Origin of the sequence: Sphingomonas sp. SAFR-052, assembly GCF_051965015.1 — a bacterium.
GTDB lineage: Bacteria > Pseudomonadota > Alphaproteobacteria > Sphingomonadales > Sphingomonadaceae > Sphingomonas.
This window is the reverse complement of record NZ_JBQCMO010000001.1, coordinates 295,857-313,656: the sequence shown is the minus strand read 5'-3', so window position 1 is coordinate 313,656 and position 17,800 is coordinate 295,857. Positions and strand designations below refer to the sequence as shown.

Here is a 17,800-nt window from a genome sequence, read left to right as displayed (position 1 = left end):
CGCGGCCTATACAGACGCGCCCTGCCCCGGTCAATGGGACCACTACGCAAACGGGCGACGCGAGGGGATGCCCCGCGCCGCCCGTCGGTCCGGCCCCGTGCCGATGCGTCAGTTGGCGGTGTTGCCCATCGTCGCGTTCATCGCATCGGGGGTGTTGCCCATCATCGCGTCCCCGGCGGTCGTCACCGAATTGGCCTCGGTTTCCATCGGGTTGATCGCAATCATCTCGTTGCCGACTTCGCCGTCGTTGCGGAAGGCGGCATTGGCATAGACGTCGTTCGACACGACGTTCGCGTCGTTGGTCGTCGTGATCTCCTGCCCGCCACACGCACCGAGCAGCGCGAAGACGGGCAGAGCGGCGGCAGCGGCGAAGCGGGTCATGGCAGTCTCCGAGAAGGGTTCGCCGGTCAACGTCACAACCCCCGCCCCGTTCCGCCTGCGTCCGTCACCGCGCCGAGAAGCCGATATCGATCGCGAAGCCGATCCACATCGCGGCGAGAATGCCGGTCGAGGCGAGGAACAGCGCGAATCGCAGCCGCACCCGCCCGACGATATGCGCGATGCTGTGCCCGGCACGCAGCGCGACATAGATCCAGGCGAGCGTCACCTGCGCTAGCCCGGCAAGCCCGGTCAGCAGCAGCAGGGGCACCAGTGCGAAATACAGTACCGGCAGTTCGAACAGATTGGCCAGATTCGCCGCGGGCCGTTCGACCGAGCGAAAATAGGCACGACTCGCCTCCACATCGGCAACGTCGCGCGCGGTCGGTGGTTGGCGGCGCATATGGCCGATCCGCCCGAGCAGCAGCGTGATGCTGATCGCGAAGATCAGCGCGACCAGTGCAAAGGTGGGCCACAGGATCGCCCGCGTCATCATCATCGCCACCCCCGTTGTCGCGGCGGAGGGTCTATCGCAGCGGACCGGTGGCGTATAGCGGATCCGCGCGCTTTCGCCGCGCGGCGTCGGGCGATAGGAAGCGGCGATGCGTATCCTGCTTGCCCTGTTGCTGCTGGCCTTTGCCGCGCCGGCTTCCGCCCAGTCCGCCATTCGTGCGACGCCCGGCTATGTCCGGGTCCGGTTCGACACCTCGGCCGGACCGATCGTCGTCGCGCTCGACGTGAAGCGCGCGCCCGCGACCTCCAGGAACTTCCTCGCCTATGTCGATGACGGGCGGTTCGACGGCACGGTCTTCTACCGCTCGGCACGGCGCAAGGCCGAACCGTCGCTCGGCTTCGTGCAGGGCGGTATCCGCACCGATGCACGGCGCATCCTGCCACCCTTCCCGCACGAACGGACCGACCGGACCGGCGTCCGCCATGTCGACGGCGCGATCTCGATGGCGCGGCGGCCCGAACCCAATTCCGCGGGCGGCAATTTCGTGCTGCTGGTCGGCGCGATGCCGAGCATGGACGCCAAGGGCGACTTCCCCGGCTATGCCGCGTTCGGCCGGGTCGTCGGCGGCATGGCGACGGTCAAGCGCATCCTCGCCAAACCGACCGGCGGCGGGTCGGACGCGATGAAGGGGCAGATGATTCTCGACCCGGTCCGCATCGTGCGCGCAAGGCGGCTGGACGGGACGCCGAAACCGACCGGCGGACCGAAGCCGTGGCTGATCGACATCAAGCGGTAGGGGTGGTCCGACCCGGCAGGACGGCTCAAGCCGCCTGCATCTCCGCCATTGCCGCATCGTCCAGTTCGCTCGCCCGCACATGCGCCGGTCGATCGGCGAGGCGCCCGACATAGGCCATGAAGGCGTCCAGCTTCGGCAGCGTACCGAACTGCGCACCCCACATCACATGCGACCCGACATAGACGTCGGCGGCGGTGAAGCGCTCGCCCGCGATATAGGGGTGCGCCGACACCGCGGCTGCGAGTACCGACACCACCCGGTCATAGTCGCCATAACCAACCATCTGCTGCTGGTCTGCCGTCGGCATCACCCCCAGCGACCGGTTGGTGACCGCCTGTTCGAGCGGCCCGGCGGCGAAGAACACCCAGCGATAATAATCGGCGCGCTCCTCCGCCGTCGGCGCAAGGCCAGCGGCGGGAAAAGCATCAGCGAGATAGGCGCAGATCGCGGCGCATTCGGTGACGACGCGCCCGTCATGGACGATCGCCGGCACCTTGCCCATCGGATTGATCGCCAGATAGGCATCGGCCTTCATCGTCCCGCCATAGCCGAGCATTTCGACGTCGTAATCGGCACCGACCTCCTCCAGCATCCACCGCGCGATCCGCCCACGCGACATCGGGTTGGTGTAGAGCGTCAGTCCGGCCATCGTGCATCTCCCCTGCGATTCGTCAGGAACAAAGATAGAACCTAGGCACGTTTCGCGTCAAGTTCGCGGTGCAGGAACGCGGTCGTCCGCTCCCATGCCAGCTTCGCCGCCGCCGCGTCGTAGCGCATCGCCGAGGTATCGTTGTTGAAGGCATGGTCCACCCCCGGATAGACATGGGTCGTCGCATCCTTGCCCGCCTTGCGCAGCGCCTCGCCCCAGGGAAGGGCCGTCGCGTTCACGCGCGCATCCTTCTCAGCGAGTTGCAGGAGCAGCGCGGCGCGGACCTTGCTTGCCTCCGCCGGATCGGGGGCCGGGCCGTAATAGCTCACGCCCGCGGTCAATGCCGGATCGGCGACCGCCAGCCGATTGACGAACGCCCCGCCCCAGCAGAAGCCGACCGCGCCGGTCCGCGCTCCCCCGCGCTCGCCGCACGCCTTGGCAAGGAACGACTTCGCCTGCGCCAAAGCAAGGTCATAGTCGATCGTCCCGATCAGTTCGCGGGCGCGATCCTCGTCGGCAGGCGTGCCCCCCTGCGGCGCGAGGAAATCCGGGGCGATCGCACGGAAGCCGGCCAGCGCGACGCGGCGCGCGACATCCTCGATATGCGCGTTCAGCCCGCGATTTTCGTGGATGACCAGCACGACCGGCAATGGCTGCTGCATGCCCTTGGGCGCAGCGAAATAGGCGGTAGCCGGTTTGCCCGCTTCGGTGCCGCTGCGCTTCGCAGTGTCGAGCCGGGGGTCGGCCGGTGCGATCTGTTGCGCGGCAGCCGGCGAGGCGGCGATGCCCGCGATCAGCGCCTCGGCAGCGGCGGCCGATCCGGCCAGCGCCACCATTTCCGCCATGAAGGCACGCCGGTCGCGATGCTCGTGGGTAAAGGCGTCGTAAAGCGCGATCGCGCGGGCACGAAGGTCGGACATGGCTGCTCACTCCCGGTGGGACGGTGCCAGCCTAACCGATTGACCCCGATACGCAAACGGCCCGGCCGCTCGACACGAGCGACCGGGCCGCAGGGTACGTTCGGGTGCGGATCAGCGCTTGAACGGATCGAAGAACGCGCTTGCCGATTCCGGCTGTTCGCCGCGCTCGGCCAATTCGGCGTCGCGCGCGGCCTGGGTCCGTTCGTTGCGCAGCTGTTCGATCAGTGCCTCGCGGTCCCCCTCCAGACGGGTGTCGGTCGGGGCCTCGATCCCGGCGGCCTTCGCCGCCTTGCCGACCAGCGCATCGAGTTCGCGCTGCGAGCAGAGACCCAGCGTGACCGGGTCCTTCGGCACGATGTTGCCGATGTTCCAATGGGTACGGTCGCGGATCGCGGCGATGGTCGTGCGGGTGGTGCCGATCAGCTTGCCGATCGCGCCGTCGCTGATTTCCGGATGGTTGCGGATGATCCACGCGATACCGTCCGGCTTGTCCTGCCGCTTGCTGACCGGGGTATAGCGCGGGCCCTTGGTCCGGCGGACCTGTTCGGGGCCCTTCTGCATGACCAAGCGGTAGTCGGGGTTCTTCTGCCCCTTCTCGATCTCTTCCATCGTCAGTTCGTGCGCGCGCACCGGATCGCGACCGGTCAGCTTGGTCGCGGCGGTATCGTCGGCGATCGCCTGCACCTCGAGGACGTGCAGACCGCAAAAGTCGGCGATCTGCGGAAAGGACAAGGCGGTGTTGTCGACCAGCCAGGAAGCGGTCGCGTGCGGCATCAGCGGCTGGGCCACGACGGGTCTCCGAAATAGAAAGGGCCGCCCAAACCGGGCGGCCACGTTGGATACGGACTTAGTACCGCTGGCCGCAAAGGGCAAGCGGTCGCGGGATTTGGGCGTTTGCGGCGCGCTTCAACCGGCGTCGGCGACCGTCAGTACGATCTTGCCGACATGGTCGCCCGCCTCCATCCGCCGATGCGCCTCGTCCGCGCGGTCGAGCGGAAAGGTCTTGTCGATCACCGGGCGCAACCGCCCCGCCTCGACATGCGGCCATACGGTGCGCGACAGTTCGTCGGCGACCATTTCCTTGAACGCCGCATCGCGCGCCCGCAGTGTCGATCCGGTCAGCGTCAGGCGGCGGCGCATGATATCCCAGAGCGGCACGGTGGCGCTGGCCCCGCCCTGCACCGCGATCGAGACGTGGCGGCCATCCTCGGCCAGACATTTGATGTTGCGCGGCACATAGTCGCCGCCGACCATGTCGAGCACGACGCTGACGCCCTTGCCGCCGGTGATCTCGGCGACGCGCGCGACGAAATCCTCGCTGCGGTAGTTGATGGCGTGCGCAGCGCCGAGGTCGAGCGCGGCGCGGGCCTTCAAATCGCTGCCGACGGTGACAATCACGTCGAGGCCGAACACGCGCCCGAGCAGGATCGCCATCGTGCCGATGCCGCTGGTGCCGCCATGGACCAGGACCGTGTCGCCCTCCGCCGCATAGCCGCGCTCGAACAAATTGGTCCACACGGTGAACAGCGTTTCGGGCAGCGCCGCCGCCTCGACCATCGACAGCGCCCGGGGCACGGGCAGGCACTGGCCGGCCGGGACCGTCGCATATTCGGCATAGCCCCCGCCCGCCAGCAGCGCGCAGACCGGCTGGCCCAGCCAGTGCGGCTCGACCCCCTCGCCCAAGCCTATGACCTCGCCCGCAATCTCCAGACCGGGGATGGACGAGGCGCCGGGCGGTGGCGGATAGCCGCCGGTGCGTTGCAGGACGTCGGGCCTGTTGACCCCGGCGGCGGCGATACGGATCAGCACCTCGCCCGGTGCCGGGCGCGGCGTCGGGCGTTCGACGACCGTCAGCACTTCCGGTCCGCCCGGTTCGGCCGGATCGATCGCACGCATCGCCGCTGGTACATCCATATAGTATTTCCCCTGCACGGCGGCGTTATTGACATCGTCGGCCACAGGGTCAACGCTGCATCGCGATGGAACCCGACGAAAATGTTAACCATGTTCGTGGCAACCTGCTCGCCATGCTGTTGCGCGAGGATCTCGACCCGTTGTCACAAGACGAGCTGACCGCGCGAATCGCCGCGCTGGAAGGCGAAATCGCGCGATGCCGTGCGCGAATCGACGCGGCGCGCAGCCACCGGGCCAGCGCCGATGCGCTGTTCCGGTCATGAGATGTTCCGCCCCCCGCTTGATGCCGGGCGGCGGCATACCGACATGGTGGAAGACCCGGGACACCGGGACGCAGGGCCGGCGCGTTCTCGCCGGCCGACCGGAGTGAATTGAATGCCATCCTTCGCATCCGCATTGGAATCCACGCTGCACAAGGCGCTCGAGGCCGCATCCTCGCGCCGGCACGAATATGCGACGCTCGAACATCTGCTCTTCGCGCTGACCGACGATCCGGACGCGGCGAAGGTGATGACCGGCTGCGGCGTCGAACTCGACGAGCTGCGGACCACCGTCGCCCATTATCTCGACACCGAACTCGACACGTTCAAACTGGACGCTACGACCGATCCGTCGCCGACCAGCAGCTTCCAGCGCGTGGTGCAGCGCGCGATCCTGCACGTCCAGTCGTCGGGCCGCGACGAGGTGACCGGCGCCAATGTCCTGGTCGCGATGTTCAGCGAGCGTGAGACCTATGCCGTCTATTTCCTGCAGCAGCAGGATATGAGCCGGCTCGACGCGGTCAGCTTCATCAGCCACGGTGTCGGCAAAGGCGGATCGACCGCCACCGAAACCCCGACGCCCAAGGGTGCCGAGGAAAAGGAAGCGCCCAAGGCTGCCGAAAAGGGCAAGGGCGAGAGCGCGCTCAAGCAGTTCTGCGTCGACCTCAACGAGAAGGCGAAGACCGGCAAGGTCGATCCGCTGATCGGACGGTCGGCCGAGGTCGATCGCACGGTTCAGATCCTGTGCCGCCGCTCGAAGAACAACCCGCTCTATGTCGGTGATCCGGGCGTCGGCAAGACCGCGATCGCCGAAGGGCTGGCGCGCAAGATCGTCGAGGGCGACGTGCCCGAAGTGCTGTTGCCTGCAGTGATCTATTCGCTCGACATGGGCGCGCTGCTCGCCGGCACCCGCTATCGCGGCGACTTCGAGGAGCGGTTGAAGCAGGTCGTGACCGAGCTCGAAAAACTGCCCCACGCGGTGCTGTTCATCGACGAAATCCACACCGTCATCGGCGCTGGCGCGACTAGCGGCGGGGCGATGGACGCGTCGAACCTGCTCAAGCCTGCTTTGTCGGGCGGGCAGATCCGCTGCATCGGCTCGACGACCTACAAGGAGTTCCGCAACCACTTCGAAAAGGATCGCGCACTGCTGCGCCGGTTCCAGAAGATCGACGTGAACGAACCGACGGTCGAGGACACGATCAAGATCCTGACCGGGCTGCGCACTGCGTTCGAGGAACATCACAAGGTCAAATACACCCCCGATTCAATCAAGTCGGCGGTGGAATTGTCGGCACGCTACATCAACGACCGCAAGCTGCCCGACAAGGCGATCGACGTGATCGACGAAGTCGGCGCGATGCAGATGCTGGTGCCAGCACCCAAGCGGAAGAAGACGATCACGTCGAAGGAGATCGAGGCGGTCATCGCGACGATGGCGCGCATCCCGCCGAAGACGGTGTCGACCGACGATACGCGCGTGCTCGCCAATCTCGAACTGGACCTGAAGCGGGTGGTGTTCGGGCAGGACGATGCGATCAAGGCGCTGTCCTCGGCGATCAAGTTGTCGCGCGCGGGCCTGCGCGATCCGGACAAGCCGATCGGCAATTACCTGTTCACCGGTCCTACCGGGGTGGGCAAAACCGAGGTCGCGCGGCAACTGTCGGAGATCATGGGCATTCCGCTCCAGCGTTTCGACATGTCGGAATATATGGAGCGCCATTCGGTCAGCCGTCTGATCGGTGCCCCGCCGGGCTATGTCGGCTATGACCAGGGCGGTCTGTTGACCGACGCGATCGACCAGCAGCCGCATTGCGTCCTGCTGCTCGACGAGATCGAGAAGGCGCATCCCGACCTGTTCAACATCCTGTTGCAGGTGATGGACAACGGGAAGCTGACCGACCACCACGGCAAGACCGTCGATTTCCGCAACGTCATCCTCATCATGACGACCAATGCGGGCGCGTCGGACATGGCCAAGGAATCGATCGGCTTCGGCCAGATCGATCGCGAGGACGTGCAGGAAGAGGCGGTGCGCAAGCTGTTCACGCCGGAATTCCGCAACCGGTTGGATGCGATCGTGCCGTTCGGCTACCTCCCGCCCGAGGTCGTCGCGCGGGTGGTTGACAAGTTCATCCTCCAGCTCGAACTGCAACTGGCTGATCGCAGCGTCCATATCCGCCTCGACGAAGCCGCCAAAACGTGGCTGACCGAAAAGGGCTATGACAAGCTGTACGGTGCACGTCCGATGGGTCGCCTGATCCAGGACAAGATTAAGCAGCCGCTGGCCGAAGAACTGCTGTTCGGCAAGCTGGTCCATGGCGGCGAGGTGAGCGTCACGCTGAAGGACAATGCTCTGGCGTTCGAAATCACGCCGGCCGCACCGAAGAAGCCGCGCAAGGGCGGCAAAGCAAAGGCGTCCGCCGAAGCCTGACCCAATAAAACGCTCCGTCGGGACCCACCCGACGGAGCATTTCTTAACCTTAATCAATATATAATACATCGTCACTATACAGCAGATGAAGGGGCCGCCGGGGGGTAGCCGCCATCGTCCGCTGGAACGGAATCGTGCCGCTCACTATCGCAAAGCTTATGGAAGGTGTCGGCCAAGCCGAAGCCATGATCGCGCTCTACGATCCCAACGGCACGATCCTGTTCGCCAACCCATCCTATCGCCGCACCTTCTTCCTCGAACCCGACGAAAAGATCGACTGGGTCACGCTGATGCGCCGCAACCATCGTCTTCGGCGCGGGCCGGTGGTCGCGCACGACGACTTCGAAAACTGGCTGTGCTCGGCCCTATCGCGGCGGGGCAAGTCTGCCATGACGTCGATCGAAACCGACATGCATGACGGGACGTGGCTGCACATCGTCGAGCAGACCACGGCCGATGGACATATCTTGTTCACCGCGCTCGATATCACGCGGCTGGGCCAGAGCGAACGCACCTTGCGGCAGGAACGCGATGTCGCGCTGAGAAGCGCGGCGACCGATCCGCTGACCGGCGTGTCGAACCGGGCGCATATCATGCAACTGCTGGGTGAACGGATCGACGCGATCGCCGCCGGGCTTGCGGGCGAGGCGACCACGGTGCTGATCGATCTCGACTATTTCAAACGGATCAACGACCGGTTCGGCCATGTCGCGGGCGACGCGGTGTTGCGCGAAGTTGCTCGGACGATCCGCGCCGAACTGCGGACCTGCGACGCGTTCGGTCGGATCGGCGGGGAGGAATTTCTAATTATCTTTCCCGACCAGTCGGTCGCGGAGGCGGAGCGCGTCGTGGCACTGCTGCGCCAGCGGATCGCGGCACGGTCGATGGTCGCCGCCCAGCCCAGCTACCGCGTCGATTTTTCGGCCGGCCTGACCGAGGTCGCTGCCAAGGACACAATTTCCACCGTCTACACCCGGGCAGACCAGGCGCTCTATGCCGCCAAGGCGGCCGGGCGCGGGCGGCTGAAACTCGCCAGCTGACTGCCTGTCCGGCCGCTGTCATGGCCGGACAGGCGTCTACGGATTACTGCAACACCACCGTTACGGCACGGCGGTTCTGCGCCCACGCGCCCTCGTCAGAACCGAGCGCCAGCGGGCGTTCCTTGCCATAGCTGATCGTGGTGATCCGCGACGGCGAGATGCCACGCGTCGCCAAATAGCTGGCCGCCGCGTTGGCGCGGCGGTCGCCCAGCGCGAGGTTGTATTCGCGGGTGCCGCGCTCGTCGCAATGCCCCTCGATCGTCACGCGGACATTGGGATAGCGCGCCAGCCATTGTGCCTGGCTGTCGAGCACCGCGCGGGCCGATGCGTCGATATCATATTGGTCGAGGCCGAAATTGATCGTGTCGCTAGCTACCGACTGCTGGAAATCGGCGCGCGATCCCGGCACGACGCCGGTGGTGCCGGTGCCCGTCCCGGTCCCGCCGGTGCCGGCGTTCGGATCGACCGTCTGGCCCGGTGCCGGCGGCAGCACCTCGGGGCGCTTCTTGGCGCAGCCGGCGGTTGCCAGCAATGCCGCGCCGACGATCAGCGTGGTCGAAATCTTGCTCATCAAAACCTCCCTTGGTCGTGTCGCACCCGCTACAATGCCCCTGTAACGGATTTGCCCCCGTTGGTGAAACCGTCAGGGCCGGATCGGCCCCCAGCTCGGGTCCGACCCGTCGAGCGCAGTCGGAATGCGGCGGATGTTCGATCCGGTCAGGTCGACCGACCAGACCTGCGTCTTGCCCGACCCCTGCGCACTGCGGAAGAAGGTGAGCACGCGGCCATTGGGCGACCAGCTCGGCCCCTCGTCGCCCCAGGCATCGCTCAACAGCTTCTCGCCGCCGCCCGAGGGCGACATGATGCCGATGCGGAACGATCCACCGCCCTGCCGGGTGAACGCGACTAGGTCGCCGCGCGGGCTCCACACCGGCGTGGCATAGCGACCGCCGCCAAAGCTGATCCGCTGCTGGTTCGATCCGTCGGCGTTCATGACATAGAGCTGCTGCGTGCCCGACCGGTCGCTTTCGAACACGATCTTCGACCCATCGGGCGAATAGCTGCCGCCGGTGTCGATGCCGGGTGCGTTGGTCAATCGCTGCGGACTGCCGCCGCCGGCCGGCACGCGATAGATATCGGTATTGCCCGCCTGCGCCATTGAGAACAGGACATAGCGGCCATCGGGCGAGAAGCGCGGCGCGAAGGTCAGCGACGCATTCTGCACCAGCAACCGCTGCCGCCCGGTGCCGAGGTCGAGAATGTAGATCGCCGGCCGTTCGTTGACATAGCTCATATAGACGATCGACTGCTGGTTCGGCGCGAAGCGCGGCGTCAGCACGATCGACTGGCCGTTGGTCAGGAAGCGATGATTGGCCCCGTCCTGATCCATGATCGCCAGCCGCTTGATCCGCTTGCCCTTCGGCCCGGTCTCGCTGACATAGACGATGCGGCTGTCGAAATACGGTCCCTCGCCCGACAGACGCGTGTAAACTGCATCGGCGCATTTGTGCGCGGCGCGACGCCATTCGGCCGGCGGCACGTTGAAGCCCTGCCGCGTCAGTTCGGTGCGGCCGAACGTGTCGTAGAGGTAGCAGCCGATGGTCAGCGTGCCGTTCGCCTCGGCCCGCACATAGCCCTGCACCAGCGCCTGCGCACCACTCCACACCGCATAGTCGGGCGACTGAACCTGTGCCATCGCGACCGCGGGCAGCCCGGCGGGACCGGCCGGCTTGAACAGACCCGAATTGCGCAGATCGCCCGCAACGATCTCCGCAAGTTGCCGCCCGAGCGCGTCGGTCGATCCCGCCGGGGTCGATGCGACCTGCGGCGTCGGCATCACCGGCACCGCGATCGGCAGCGGTTCGGAAATGCCGCCCTCGATATCCACCTCGACCTGCGCGAATGCGGCGGGCGCGACCAGCACGCTGGCGAGCGCCGCACCAAGAGCCAGGGTCAGTTTCCGCATAAATCCTCTCCGGTCAGCCGGGCAGTTTGTAGTTGATGATGATATCCTTCCAGCCGCCTTCGTACAGTTCCGCCGGAAGTTCATAGGGCGCGCACTGGATCAGTGCGGCGATGGCCAGTTCGGACACGCGCTGCGCATAGCGTTCATTTTCGCCATCGACCCCGGTCTGGCCGCGCAATTGCGGCCGCGCGGCGAGCGTACCGTCGGCGCGCATCTGCAGGCGAATTTTCGACCGGATCTGGTTCGCGCCGGGGCCCGGGTTGGGAATCTTGTTGGCGCAGGGCTGGACCTGCCGCTGGATCGCGCTGGCGAGTCCGGCCACCGACTGCGCGCTGACCGCCGTGCCGCGTGGCGTTTCCGCCTTGCCCGGCTTGGGGGTGTCGGCGATGCCCTTCAGGAAATTGTCGCCAAGCCGTCCGCCGCGGGGGCGGGGTGCGGTCGCCTGCGCGTTGGTCCCCTGCCCCTTGGTCGCCGCAGGCTTGGCCGGTGCCGGTTTTGCAGGGGCTTTAGCAGCAGGCGCGGGCCGCGCCGGTGCTGGCGCAGGGCGCGCAGGTTGCTTGGCCGGGGCAGGCTTCGGTTCGGGCTTCGGCGCAGGGGCGGGCTTCGGCACAGGCTTGGGAACCGGCTTCGGCACGGGTTTGGGTGCCGGGGCCGGCTTTGGCGCTGGCTTCGGTTCCGGCCGGGGAGCCGGTTGCGGACGTGGCGCCGGTGCGGGAGGCGCGGGTGCGGGTTCCGGAGTCGGCTCCTCGACCGCCTCGGGCGGCGCGGCATCCTCCGGCGCGCCGGTGTCGGGCGCCTGGCTCACTGCCGGCGCTTCGGTCTGCTGCGGCGACGACTGTTCGGCGGCGACGTCTTCGGCGAAGCTCACGTCCATCGGCGCGTTCTTCAACTTCACCGGGTTCGGTGTGGCGAGAAAACCGACCGACAGCAGGCCGAACAGGACGGCATGTCCCGCAACCGCAACGCCAAGCCCGATCTTCTCCGCCTTCTGCATCGCGTTATTGCGCCACGCTGATGAGCGACACCCGGTTCAGCCCCGCGCGGTTCAATTCGCCCAGCACGCCATTGACGCGGCCGTAATCGAGCGTGCGATCGGCGCGCAGCATCACCTGGCGCGGCTCGGTCGCCCCGGCACCCGCCGCCGCGATCTTTTCCAGTTCGCCGGGCAGATTGTCCGCCGACACCTCGGCATCGTCGATATAGGTCCGCCCATCCGCATCGATCGACAGCGTCACCGGCTGTTGCGTCTGTTCGACGGCCTTGGCGCGGCTGTCGGGCAGGTTGACCGGCACGCCGGCGGTCATCAGCGGCGCGGTAACCATGAAGATGATGAGCAACACTAGCATCACGTCGACCAATGGCGTGACGTTGATCTCCGCCATCGGCGCGCGACGCCCTTTCCCCTTTGCGGACGGCAGATTGATGCCCATCGCTCAGACGCCTTCGAGCTGACGCGACAAGGTCGCGTGGAACGCATCGGCAAAGCGGTTCAGCCGCGCCTCGATCCGGTTCACGCTGTGGCTGAAGCGATTGTACGCGATGACGGCAGGGATCGCCGCGAACAGGCCAATCGCGGTCGCGAACAGCGCCTCGGCAATGCCCGGTGCCACCACGGCCAACGACGTATTCTGTTCGGACGCGATCGCGGTGAATGACCGCATGATCCCCCAGACGGTGCCAAACAGCCCGACGAACGGCGCGACCGATCCCACCGTCGCCAGCACGTTCAGCCGGTCGGCCAGCGTCTCGCTTTCATCGGCGACGCTCGACGCCATCGCGGTGGCAAGGCGTTCGCGGGTGCCGTCGCGGTCGATCTGCTTCGACGCGGTCGAGCGCCGCCATTCGCGCACACCCGACGAAAAGACGCGGGCGATGGCGGTGTCGCGCGAACCCTGCAACCGGTGGAAGGCATCGATATCCTCGGCCTGTTCGAAGTCGGTTTCGAACCGGTCGATGTCGCGACGCACTTTCCGCGCGCGGACGAGGAAGCCGATAATGATCGCCCAGGTCCAGATGCTGGCCGCCAGCAGGCCCAGCATCACCGCCTTCACCACCCAGTCGGCGGCGAGGAAGAGCGCGACCGGCGACATGGTCGCGGCGTCGGTGTTCACGAGTACGTCCATCATGCCCCTTTTTCGGTTGCGACCAAACTGTGGAAGGTGTCGACCCATGCGGCCGGCTGACGACGCGGACGGCCGTTCGGGGCCACGAACGCGACCTCGACCCGAGCCGACGCCAGTAAGAGCGTGTCGCGGATGACTGTCTGATGAATATCGACCGCTGCCGCCCGCACGCGCTCGACGGTGCTGACCACGACTAGCGCATCGTTCAGCCGCGCCGGCCCCCGCCAATCGAGCTGCATCGACCGGACGGCATAGGCGCCCTCGCCCGCTTCGTGCGCGGCACGCTGGTCGATACCGGCGAGCCGTAGCATGTCGCTGCGCGCCCGTTCAAAATAACGCAGATAATTCGCATGATAGACGACGCCCGATAGGTCGGTGTCCTCGAAATAGATGCGAACGGGAAAGCGATGCGTGCCGCCCGTGAAGCGGCCGCCGGCCGGCTGGTCGGGGTCGGTCATTTGTCCGCTTTAACCAGTGCGACCGGACGGGGAAAGGGGTGTTGGTCCCCGGCGTACCCGATGGCGGCGGCACGACCCGATTTAGACGATCGTTAACGGCCGCGGGCGGATGGGGTACCCATGTCACCGAACCAGCATCGAATCGAACATCCGGCATTCTCCATCCTGCTGTCGGCGCCCGACAAATTCGTCGAAATCCAGATGCGCGGCTTCTGGGACCTGGCAACCATGCGGCGGTTCGATGCGACGTTGCGCAAGGCGTTGCCGTGGCTGGTGCTGCGCGGCTGCGCCATCGGCCAACAGCACACGCTGTTCGACCTGCTCGATTTCCCGGTGCAGAACCAGGATACGCTCGCGGCGCTGGCCGGCATGGCCGCCGATCCGACCATCGGGTCGCGCCGGATCGCGGTGCTGCTCGGCAGCGCGCTGCTGAAGCAACAGGCGCGCCGAACCGCGCCGGGCTATGGCCTGTTCGACAATCGGTCGGCGGCGATGGCGTGGCTGACCCAAGCGATGGCCGCCTGAACGATCAGTCGAACAACCCGTCCTGCACGCCCGCGGGCGGCTCGAACCCGAGATGCTTCCAGCCGCCGGCGTTAAGACACCGCCCACGCGCGGTGCGGGCGATCATGCCGATCTGGATCAGATAGGGTTCGATCACTTCCTCGATCGTATCGCGCGGCTCCGACAGGCCCGCCGCCAACGTCTCGACGCCGACCGGCCCGCCGCGATAGACGTCGGCAATCATTGTCAGATAGCGCCGGTCCATCGCGTCGAGCCCCTTGGCATCGACCTCCAGCCGGTTGAGCGCGGCATCGGCGGTGCGCGCGTCGACGATCTCGACCCCTGCGACATTCGCGAAGTCGCGCACCCGACGCAGCAGCCGCCCGGCAATCCGCGGCGTGCCGCGCGCCCGGCGGGCGACTTCGGTGGCGCCGTCCTTCGCGATACCGAGCCCGAGCAGCCCGGCGGCGCGGGTGACAACGCGGGTCAGTTCGTCGACGGTGTAGAATTGCAGGCGGACCGGAATGCCGAACCGGTCGCGAAGCGGGGTGGTCAGCAACCCCTGCCGCGTAGTCGCTCCGACCAACGTGAAGCGCGGCAGGTCGATGCGGACGCTGCGCGCCGACGGCCCCTCCCCAATCATCAGGTCGAGCGCACGGTCCTCCATCGCCGGGTAGAGCACTTCCTCGACCGCCGGATTGAGGCGGTGGATTTCGTCGATGAACAGCACGTCGCCGTCCTCGAGATTGGTCAGCAGCGCCGCCAAGTCGCCCGACTTGGCGATGACCGGCCCGGAGGTGGCGCGGAAGCCGACGCCCATTTCGCGTGCGACGATCTGCGCCAGCGTGGTCTTGCCGAGCCCCGGCGGCCCGAAGAACAGGACATGGTCGAGCACGTCGCCCCGCCCACGCGCGGCATCGATGAACACGCGCAGATTCTCGCGCGCCGCCTGCTGACCGACGAATTCGTCGAGCGCTTTCGGTCGCAGCGCGGCGTCGACATCGTCGGGGCGGCGAATGGGGGTGGTGATACGGTCGTCGGTCACCCGCGTTCCCTAGCTGTTCGCATCGACGGTGAAAAGCGCGTTCCAAATCCTCCCACGGGGCGGGGGACCAGCGAAGCTGGTGGAGGGGGGTATCCGCATACGGCGCTGTTGCGTTGCGCGGACATCCCCCTCCACCACCGCTACGCGGCGGTCCCCCTCCCCGCGCAGCGGGGAGGATTTAGGTGCGGGACGCTTTGCGCAGCGCCAGGCGCACCAGCGCGTCGAGGCTGGCGCCGACGCCCAGTTCCTCCGCCGCCTTGCCGACTGCCGTCGCCGCCTCGGCCGGCCGAAAGCCGAGGTTCAGCAGTGCCGACACCGCATCGCCCTCGATCCCGTCGCCGCCTGCCGCCGGAGCCCCCACGCCCGGACCGATCGCGATGCCGCCGACCTTGTCCTTCAACTCCATCGCGATACGCTGCGCCAGTTTCGGGCCGACGCCGTTGGCGCGGGCGATGCTGGCCTTGTCGCCGCGCGCGATCGCGGTGCGGACCTCCTCGGGCGACAGCGTCGACAGGATACCGAGCGCGACCCGCGCCCCCACCCCCTGCACGCCGGTCAGCAGGCGGAACCAGTCGCGTTCGTCCGCGGTGGCAAAACCGACCAGCCGGATGAAATCCTCGGCGACCAGCATCTCGGTATGGATGGTGACGCTGCCGCCGACCGGCCCCAGCGCCTGCAAGGTGCGCGACGACGCGCCGACCAGATAGCCGACGCCGTTCACGTCGATGACCGCATGGTCGATCCCGGAGACGGACAGCGTGCCTTTAAGATGGGCGATCATGCGGGACTTCTTTCGATACGGCGTGTCCCCGCGCAGGCGGGGATCCAGGGCGACAAACGATGCCGGTTCTGTGTGACGCTGGATCCCCGCCTGCGCGGGGATACGGCGCGACAAGGATCACGCCCCGATCCCCGTCGAACGCCGTGCCCGCGCCTGCGCGCTGGCGAGGTGATGGGCATGGGTGATGGCCACCGCCAGCGCGTCCGCCGCGTCGGGGCCGGACAGCCTCACGCCCGGCAGCAAATGGCCGACCATCGCCTGAATCTGCTTCTTGTCCGCGCCGCCGGTGCCCACCACCGCCTTCTTGACGATGCTCGGATGATATTCGCCGATCGCGAGCCCTGCGGTCGAGGCGGAGAGCAGGACGACGCCGCGTGCCTGCCCCAGCTTCAGCGTCGATTGCGCGTTGCTGTTGCCCAGCACCTCCTCGACCGCCGCGCCATCGGGCCGTTCGGTGCGGATCACCTCGCCCAGCGCGCCGAACAGCAGCGCGAGGCGGCGGGGCAGTTGCATCGAAGGATCGGTGCGGATTTGGCCGTTGGCGATGTGCGACAGGCGGTTGCCATCGGCCCGGATGATCCCCCAGCCGGTGGTACCGAGACCGGGATCGAGACCGAGGATCAGCAAAGCCATCCTCCCCGGCACGGGGAGGGGGACCAGCCGCAGGCTGGTGGAGGGGGGCCTCCACAAGCGATGCGCTGCGTCGACATCCCCCTCCACCACCGCTTCGCGGCGGTCCCCCTCCCCGTCCCGGGGAGGATCTGGTCGATCAACCCAGCTTCTCCATGACCTCGTCGGACACTTCGTAATTGCCCCACACGGTCTGGACGTCGTCATCGTCGTCGAGCGCGTCGAGCAGCTTAAACAACGTCGTCGCATCCTCCTCACCGACCGACACCATCGTCTGCGGACGCCATGCCAGCTTGGCGCCTTCCGCCTCGCCCAGCACCGGCTCCAGCGCCTTGGCGACTTCGTGCAGATCGCCCTGCGCGGTCCAGATTTCGTGGCCGTCCTCGCTCGACGTCACGTCCTCGGCACCGGCTTCCAACGCCGCCTCGAACACCTTTTCGGCATCGCCGGCCTTGGCGGGATAGTTGATCAGGCCGACCCGATCGAACCCGTGGCTGACCGATCCGGCGGTGCCGAGATTGCCGCCGTTCTTCGACACGGCGGTGCGCACATTGGTCGCGGTGCGGTTGCGGTTGTCGGACAGCGCCTCGATGATGAGCGAGACCCCCGCCGGGCCAAAGCCTTCGTAGCGGATTTCCTCGTAATTCTCCATGTCGCCCTTCGACGCCTTGTCGATCGCGCGCTGGATATTGTCCTTGGGCATCGACTGCGCCTTGGCGGCGTTGACCGCTGCACGCAGGCGCGGATTCATGTCGGGATCAGGCATGCCCATCTTTGCCGCGACGGTGATTTCGCGGCTGAGCTTGGAAAACATGCCCGACCGCTTCTTATCCTGTGCACCCTTGCGATGCATGATGTTCTTAAATTTGCTATGGCCTGCCATCGGTGCCTCTTTAGGTTCTGGTCCGCTCTTAGGCGGACGGCGCGGTTCGCGCCAGCGCGTCGATCTTCGCCTCCAGCGCCGCCAGCCGCTCGATCACGTCGGTGTCGAGCTTGGCATGCAGCGCGAGGATGTCGATCTCTGCGCGCAAATTGGTTTCATAGTCCAGCCGCGCCGCCAGCCGGTCCTTTTCCGATTGCCGGTTCTGGCTCATCATGATGACCGGCGCCTGGATCGCGGCGAGGGTCGACAGCATCAGGTTCAGGAAGATGTAGGGATAGGGATCGAACGCCAGCCCGAAATGCGCCAGCACGTCCGAGTTCAGCAGCATCCAGCCGAGCAGCACGCCGGTAAAGGCGATGATGAACCCCCACGACCCGCCGATCGCCGCGACCCGGTCGGCCAGCCGGTCGCCGAAGGTCGAGCGCAGGTCCGATTCGTCGGCGGCGTCGCGTGAGATCGGCGCGCCACGTTCGATCGCGGACAGGACATGGGCTTCCTCCTCGCCATGCGGATCGCCATGCCCCTTCAGCAGTCGGGTCGCGATGTGGAAGACGCTGGCCATGTC

General features: G+C 66.8%; 22 protein-coding genes. 5 read left to right on the top strand and 17 right to left on the bottom strand.

The features are described from left to right. Positions 1 to 108: 108 nt before the first annotated feature. Positions 109 to 381 carry a hypothetical protein gene (locus ACTHQV_RS01355; RefSeq protein ID WP_440488001.1) on the bottom strand — a complete coding sequence of 91 codons (273 nt, stop codon included), beginning with the start codon at positions 379 to 381 and terminating at the stop codon, positions 109 to 111. Between the two features lie 64 nt (positions 382 to 445). After that, a complete protein-coding gene (locus tag ACTHQV_RS01350; RefSeq protein ID WP_440488000.1) occupies positions 446 to 877 on the bottom strand; it encodes an MAPEG family protein in 432 nt (143 codons plus the stop codon). A 103-nt stretch (positions 878 to 980) separates the two neighbouring features. Here ACTHQV_RS01350 and ACTHQV_RS01345 point away from each other — a divergent pair, with 103 nt between their 5' ends. Beyond that, a complete protein-coding gene (locus ACTHQV_RS01345; RefSeq protein WP_440487999.1) occupies positions 981 to 1,628 on the top strand; it encodes a peptidylprolyl isomerase in 648 nt (215 codons plus the stop codon). A gap of 25 nt (positions 1,629 to 1,653) precedes the next feature. Here the strand turns inward: ACTHQV_RS01345 and ACTHQV_RS01340 are convergent, their stop codons facing one another. From ACTHQV_RS01340 to ACTHQV_RS01325, 4 genes are all read right to left on the bottom strand, one after another. Further along, positions 1,654 to 2,277: a glutathione S-transferase family protein gene (locus tag ACTHQV_RS01340; protein ID WP_440487998.1), complete on the bottom strand. Its 624-nt coding sequence runs from the start codon at positions 2,275 to 2,277 to the stop codon at positions 1,654 to 1,656. A gap of 41 nt (positions 2,278 to 2,318) precedes the next feature. Continuing rightward, entirely contained in the window at positions 2,319 to 3,197 is an 879-nt protein-coding gene (locus ACTHQV_RS01335) for a dienelactone hydrolase family protein (protein WP_440487997.1), read from the bottom strand. Positions 3,198 to 3,308: 111 nt separating this feature from the next. Next, entirely contained in the window at positions 3,309 to 3,971 is a 663-nt protein-coding gene (locus ACTHQV_RS01330) for a DUF1013 domain-containing protein (RefSeq protein WP_440488302.1), read from the bottom strand. Positions 3,972 to 4,103: 132 nt separating this feature from the next. Then, positions 4,104 to 5,111 carry an NAD(P)H-quinone oxidoreductase gene (locus ACTHQV_RS01325; RefSeq protein ID WP_440487996.1) on the bottom strand — a complete coding sequence of 336 codons (1,008 nt, stop codon included), beginning with the start codon at positions 5,109 to 5,111 and terminating at the stop codon, positions 4,104 to 4,106. 65 nt (positions 5,112 to 5,176) lie between these two features. On the opposite strand from ACTHQV_RS01325, the gene ACTHQV_RS01320 reads away from it, so the two are divergent. From ACTHQV_RS01320 to ACTHQV_RS01310, 3 genes are all read left to right on the top strand, one after another. Beyond that, a complete protein-coding gene (locus tag ACTHQV_RS01320) occupies positions 5,177 to 5,374 on the top strand; it encodes a DUF1192 domain-containing protein (protein ID WP_345876527.1) in 198 nt (65 codons plus the stop codon). Positions 5,375 to 5,486: 112 nt separating this feature from the next. Next, a complete protein-coding gene (gene clpA, locus ACTHQV_RS01315; protein WP_440487995.1) occupies positions 5,487 to 7,805 on the top strand; it encodes an ATP-dependent Clp protease ATP-binding subunit ClpA in 2,319 nt (772 codons plus the stop codon). 158 nt (positions 7,806 to 7,963) lie between these two features. Beyond that, entirely contained in the window at positions 7,964 to 8,845 is an 882-nt protein-coding gene (locus tag ACTHQV_RS01310; RefSeq protein WP_440487994.1) for a diguanylate cyclase, read from the top strand. Positions 8,846 to 8,888: 43 nt separating this feature from the next. On the opposite strand, the gene pal is transcribed toward ACTHQV_RS01310, so the two are convergent. From pal to ybgC, 6 genes are all read right to left on the bottom strand, one after another. Further along, the gene (gene pal / locus ACTHQV_RS01305) at positions 8,889 to 9,416 is read right to left on the bottom strand and encodes a peptidoglycan-associated lipoprotein Pal (protein WP_440487992.1); all 528 of its coding nucleotides are present in this window, start codon (positions 9,414 to 9,416) and stop codon (positions 8,889 to 8,891) included. 72 nt (positions 9,417 to 9,488) lie between these two features. Continuing rightward, positions 9,489 to 10,811 carry a Tol-Pal system beta propeller repeat protein TolB gene (gene tolB, locus ACTHQV_RS01300; protein WP_440487990.1) on the bottom strand — a complete coding sequence of 441 codons (1,323 nt, stop codon included), beginning with the start codon at positions 10,809 to 10,811 and terminating at the stop codon, positions 9,489 to 9,491. 13 nt (positions 10,812 to 10,824) lie between these two features. Beyond that, positions 10,825 to 11,805, bottom strand: a complete 981-nt coding sequence (locus tag ACTHQV_RS01295) for a cell envelope biogenesis protein TolA (RefSeq protein WP_440487988.1) — start codon at positions 11,803 to 11,805, stop codon at positions 10,825 to 10,827. 4 nt (positions 11,806 to 11,809) lie between these two features. Next, a complete protein-coding gene (gene tolR / locus ACTHQV_RS01290) occupies positions 11,810 to 12,241 on the bottom strand; it encodes a protein TolR (protein WP_242116003.1) in 432 nt (143 codons plus the stop codon). A 3-nt stretch (positions 12,242 to 12,244) separates the two neighbouring features. Next, positions 12,245 to 12,934 carry a protein TolQ gene (gene tolQ, locus ACTHQV_RS01285; protein WP_440488301.1) on the bottom strand — a complete coding sequence of 230 codons (690 nt, stop codon included), beginning with the start codon at positions 12,932 to 12,934 and terminating at the stop codon, positions 12,245 to 12,247. Next, positions 12,934 to 13,392 carry a tol-pal system-associated acyl-CoA thioesterase gene (gene ybgC / locus ACTHQV_RS01280; protein WP_440487987.1) on the bottom strand — a complete coding sequence of 153 codons (459 nt, stop codon included), beginning with the start codon at positions 13,390 to 13,392 and terminating at the stop codon, positions 12,934 to 12,936. Before ybgC ends, tolQ begins: the two co-directional genes overlap by 1 nt. A gap of 120 nt (positions 13,393 to 13,512) precedes the next feature. Here ybgC and ACTHQV_RS01275 point away from each other — a divergent pair, with 120 nt between their 5' ends. Beyond that, entirely contained in the window at positions 13,513 to 13,917 is a 405-nt protein-coding gene (locus ACTHQV_RS01275) for a hypothetical protein (RefSeq protein ID WP_440487986.1), read from the top strand. Positions 13,918 to 13,921: 4 nt separating this feature from the next. Here the strand turns inward: ACTHQV_RS01275 and ruvB are convergent, their stop codons facing one another. The 5 genes from ruvB to ACTHQV_RS01250 form a co-directional block, all read right to left on the bottom strand. Then, entirely contained in the window at positions 13,922 to 14,941 is a 1,020-nt protein-coding gene (ruvB, locus tag ACTHQV_RS01270; RefSeq protein WP_440487985.1) for a Holliday junction branch migration DNA helicase RuvB, read from the bottom strand. 178 nt (positions 14,942 to 15,119) lie between these two features. Further along, positions 15,120 to 15,722: a Holliday junction branch migration protein RuvA gene (ruvA, locus tag ACTHQV_RS01265; protein ID WP_440487984.1), complete on the bottom strand. Its 603-nt coding sequence runs from the start codon at positions 15,720 to 15,722 to the stop codon at positions 15,120 to 15,122. 117 nt (positions 15,723 to 15,839) lie between these two features. Next, entirely contained in the window at positions 15,840 to 16,355 is a 516-nt protein-coding gene (ruvC, locus tag ACTHQV_RS01260) for a crossover junction endodeoxyribonuclease RuvC (RefSeq protein ID WP_440487983.1), read from the bottom strand. Positions 16,356 to 16,491: 136 nt separating this feature from the next. Continuing rightward, complete coding sequence (locus ACTHQV_RS01255) at positions 16,492 to 17,235, bottom strand: YebC/PmpR family DNA-binding transcriptional regulator (protein WP_440487982.1); 744 nt, start codon at positions 17,233 to 17,235, stop codon at positions 16,492 to 16,494. Positions 17,236 to 17,263: 28 nt separating this feature from the next. After that, positions 17,264 to 17,797, bottom strand: coding sequence for a DUF1003 domain-containing protein (locus tag ACTHQV_RS01250; protein ID WP_440487981.1), 534 nt, complete (start codon positions 17,795 to 17,797; stop codon positions 17,264 to 17,266). Positions 17,798 to 17,800: the final 3 nt, after the last annotated feature.

Excerpts from the sequence above, each read along its gene's own strand:
- ACTHQV_RS01355 (WP_440488001.1), bottom strand. The coding sequence starts at position 381 with ATGACCCGCTTCGCCGCTGCCGCCGCTCTGCCCGTCTTCGCGCTGCTC.
- ACTHQV_RS01350 (WP_440488000.1), bottom strand. The coding sequence starts at position 877 with ATGATGATGACGCGGGCGATCCTGTGGCCCACCTTTGCACTGGTCGCG.
- ACTHQV_RS01345 (WP_440487999.1), top strand. The coding sequence starts at position 981 with ATGCGTATCCTGCTTGCCCTGTTGCTGCTGGCCTTTGCCGCGCCGGCT.
- ACTHQV_RS01340 (WP_440487998.1), bottom strand. The coding sequence starts at position 2,277 with ATGGCCGGACTGACGCTCTACACCAACCCGATGTCGCGTGGGCGGATC.
- ACTHQV_RS01335 (WP_440487997.1), bottom strand. The coding sequence starts at position 3,197 with ATGTCCGACCTTCGTGCCCGCGCGATCGCGCTTTACGACGCCTTTACC.
- ACTHQV_RS01330 (WP_440488302.1), bottom strand. The coding sequence starts at position 3,971 with ATGCCGCACGCGACCGCTTCCTGGCTGGTCGACAACACCGCCTTGTCC.
- ACTHQV_RS01325 (WP_440487996.1), bottom strand. The coding sequence starts at position 5,111 with ATGGATGTACCAGCGGCGATGCGTGCGATCGATCCGGCCGAACCGGGC.
- ACTHQV_RS01320 (WP_345876527.1), top strand. The coding sequence starts at position 5,177 with ATGGAACCCGACGAAAATGTTAACCATGTTCGTGGCAACCTGCTCGCC.
- clpA (WP_440487995.1), top strand. The coding sequence starts at position 5,487 with ATGCCATCCTTCGCATCCGCATTGGAATCCACGCTGCACAAGGCGCTC.
- ACTHQV_RS01310 (WP_440487994.1), top strand. The coding sequence starts at position 7,964 with ATGGAAGGTGTCGGCCAAGCCGAAGCCATGATCGCGCTCTACGATCCC.
- pal (WP_440487992.1), bottom strand. The coding sequence starts at position 9,416 with ATGAGCAAGATTTCGACCACGCTGATCGTCGGCGCGGCATTGCTGGCA.
- tolB (WP_440487990.1), bottom strand. The coding sequence starts at position 10,811 with ATGCGGAAACTGACCCTGGCTCTTGGTGCGGCGCTCGCCAGCGTGCTG.
- ACTHQV_RS01295 (WP_440487988.1), bottom strand. The coding sequence starts at position 11,805 with ATGCAGAAGGCGGAGAAGATCGGGCTTGGCGTTGCGGTTGCGGGACAT.
- tolR (WP_242116003.1), bottom strand. The coding sequence starts at position 12,241 with ATGGGCATCAATCTGCCGTCCGCAAAGGGGAAAGGGCGTCGCGCGCCG.
- tolQ (WP_440488301.1), bottom strand. The coding sequence starts at position 12,934 with ATGGACGTACTCGTGAACACCGACGCCGCGACCATGTCGCCGGTCGCG.
- ybgC (WP_440487987.1), bottom strand. The coding sequence starts at position 13,392 with ATGACCGACCCCGACCAGCCGGCCGGCGGCCGCTTCACGGGCGGCACG.
- ACTHQV_RS01275 (WP_440487986.1), top strand. The coding sequence starts at position 13,513 with ATGTCACCGAACCAGCATCGAATCGAACATCCGGCATTCTCCATCCTG.
- ruvA (WP_440487984.1), bottom strand. The coding sequence starts at position 15,722 with ATGATCGCCCATCTTAAAGGCACGCTGTCCGTCTCCGGGATCGACCAT.
- ruvC (WP_440487983.1), bottom strand. The coding sequence starts at position 16,355 with ATGGCTTTGCTGATCCTCGGTCTCGATCCCGGTCTCGGTACCACCGGC.
- ACTHQV_RS01255 (WP_440487982.1), bottom strand. The coding sequence starts at position 17,235 with ATGGCAGGCCATAGCAAATTTAAGAACATCATGCATCGCAAGGGTGCA.
- ACTHQV_RS01250 (WP_440487981.1), bottom strand. The coding sequence starts at position 17,797 with ATGGCCAGCGTCTTCCACATCGCGACCCGACTGCTGAAGGGGCATGGC.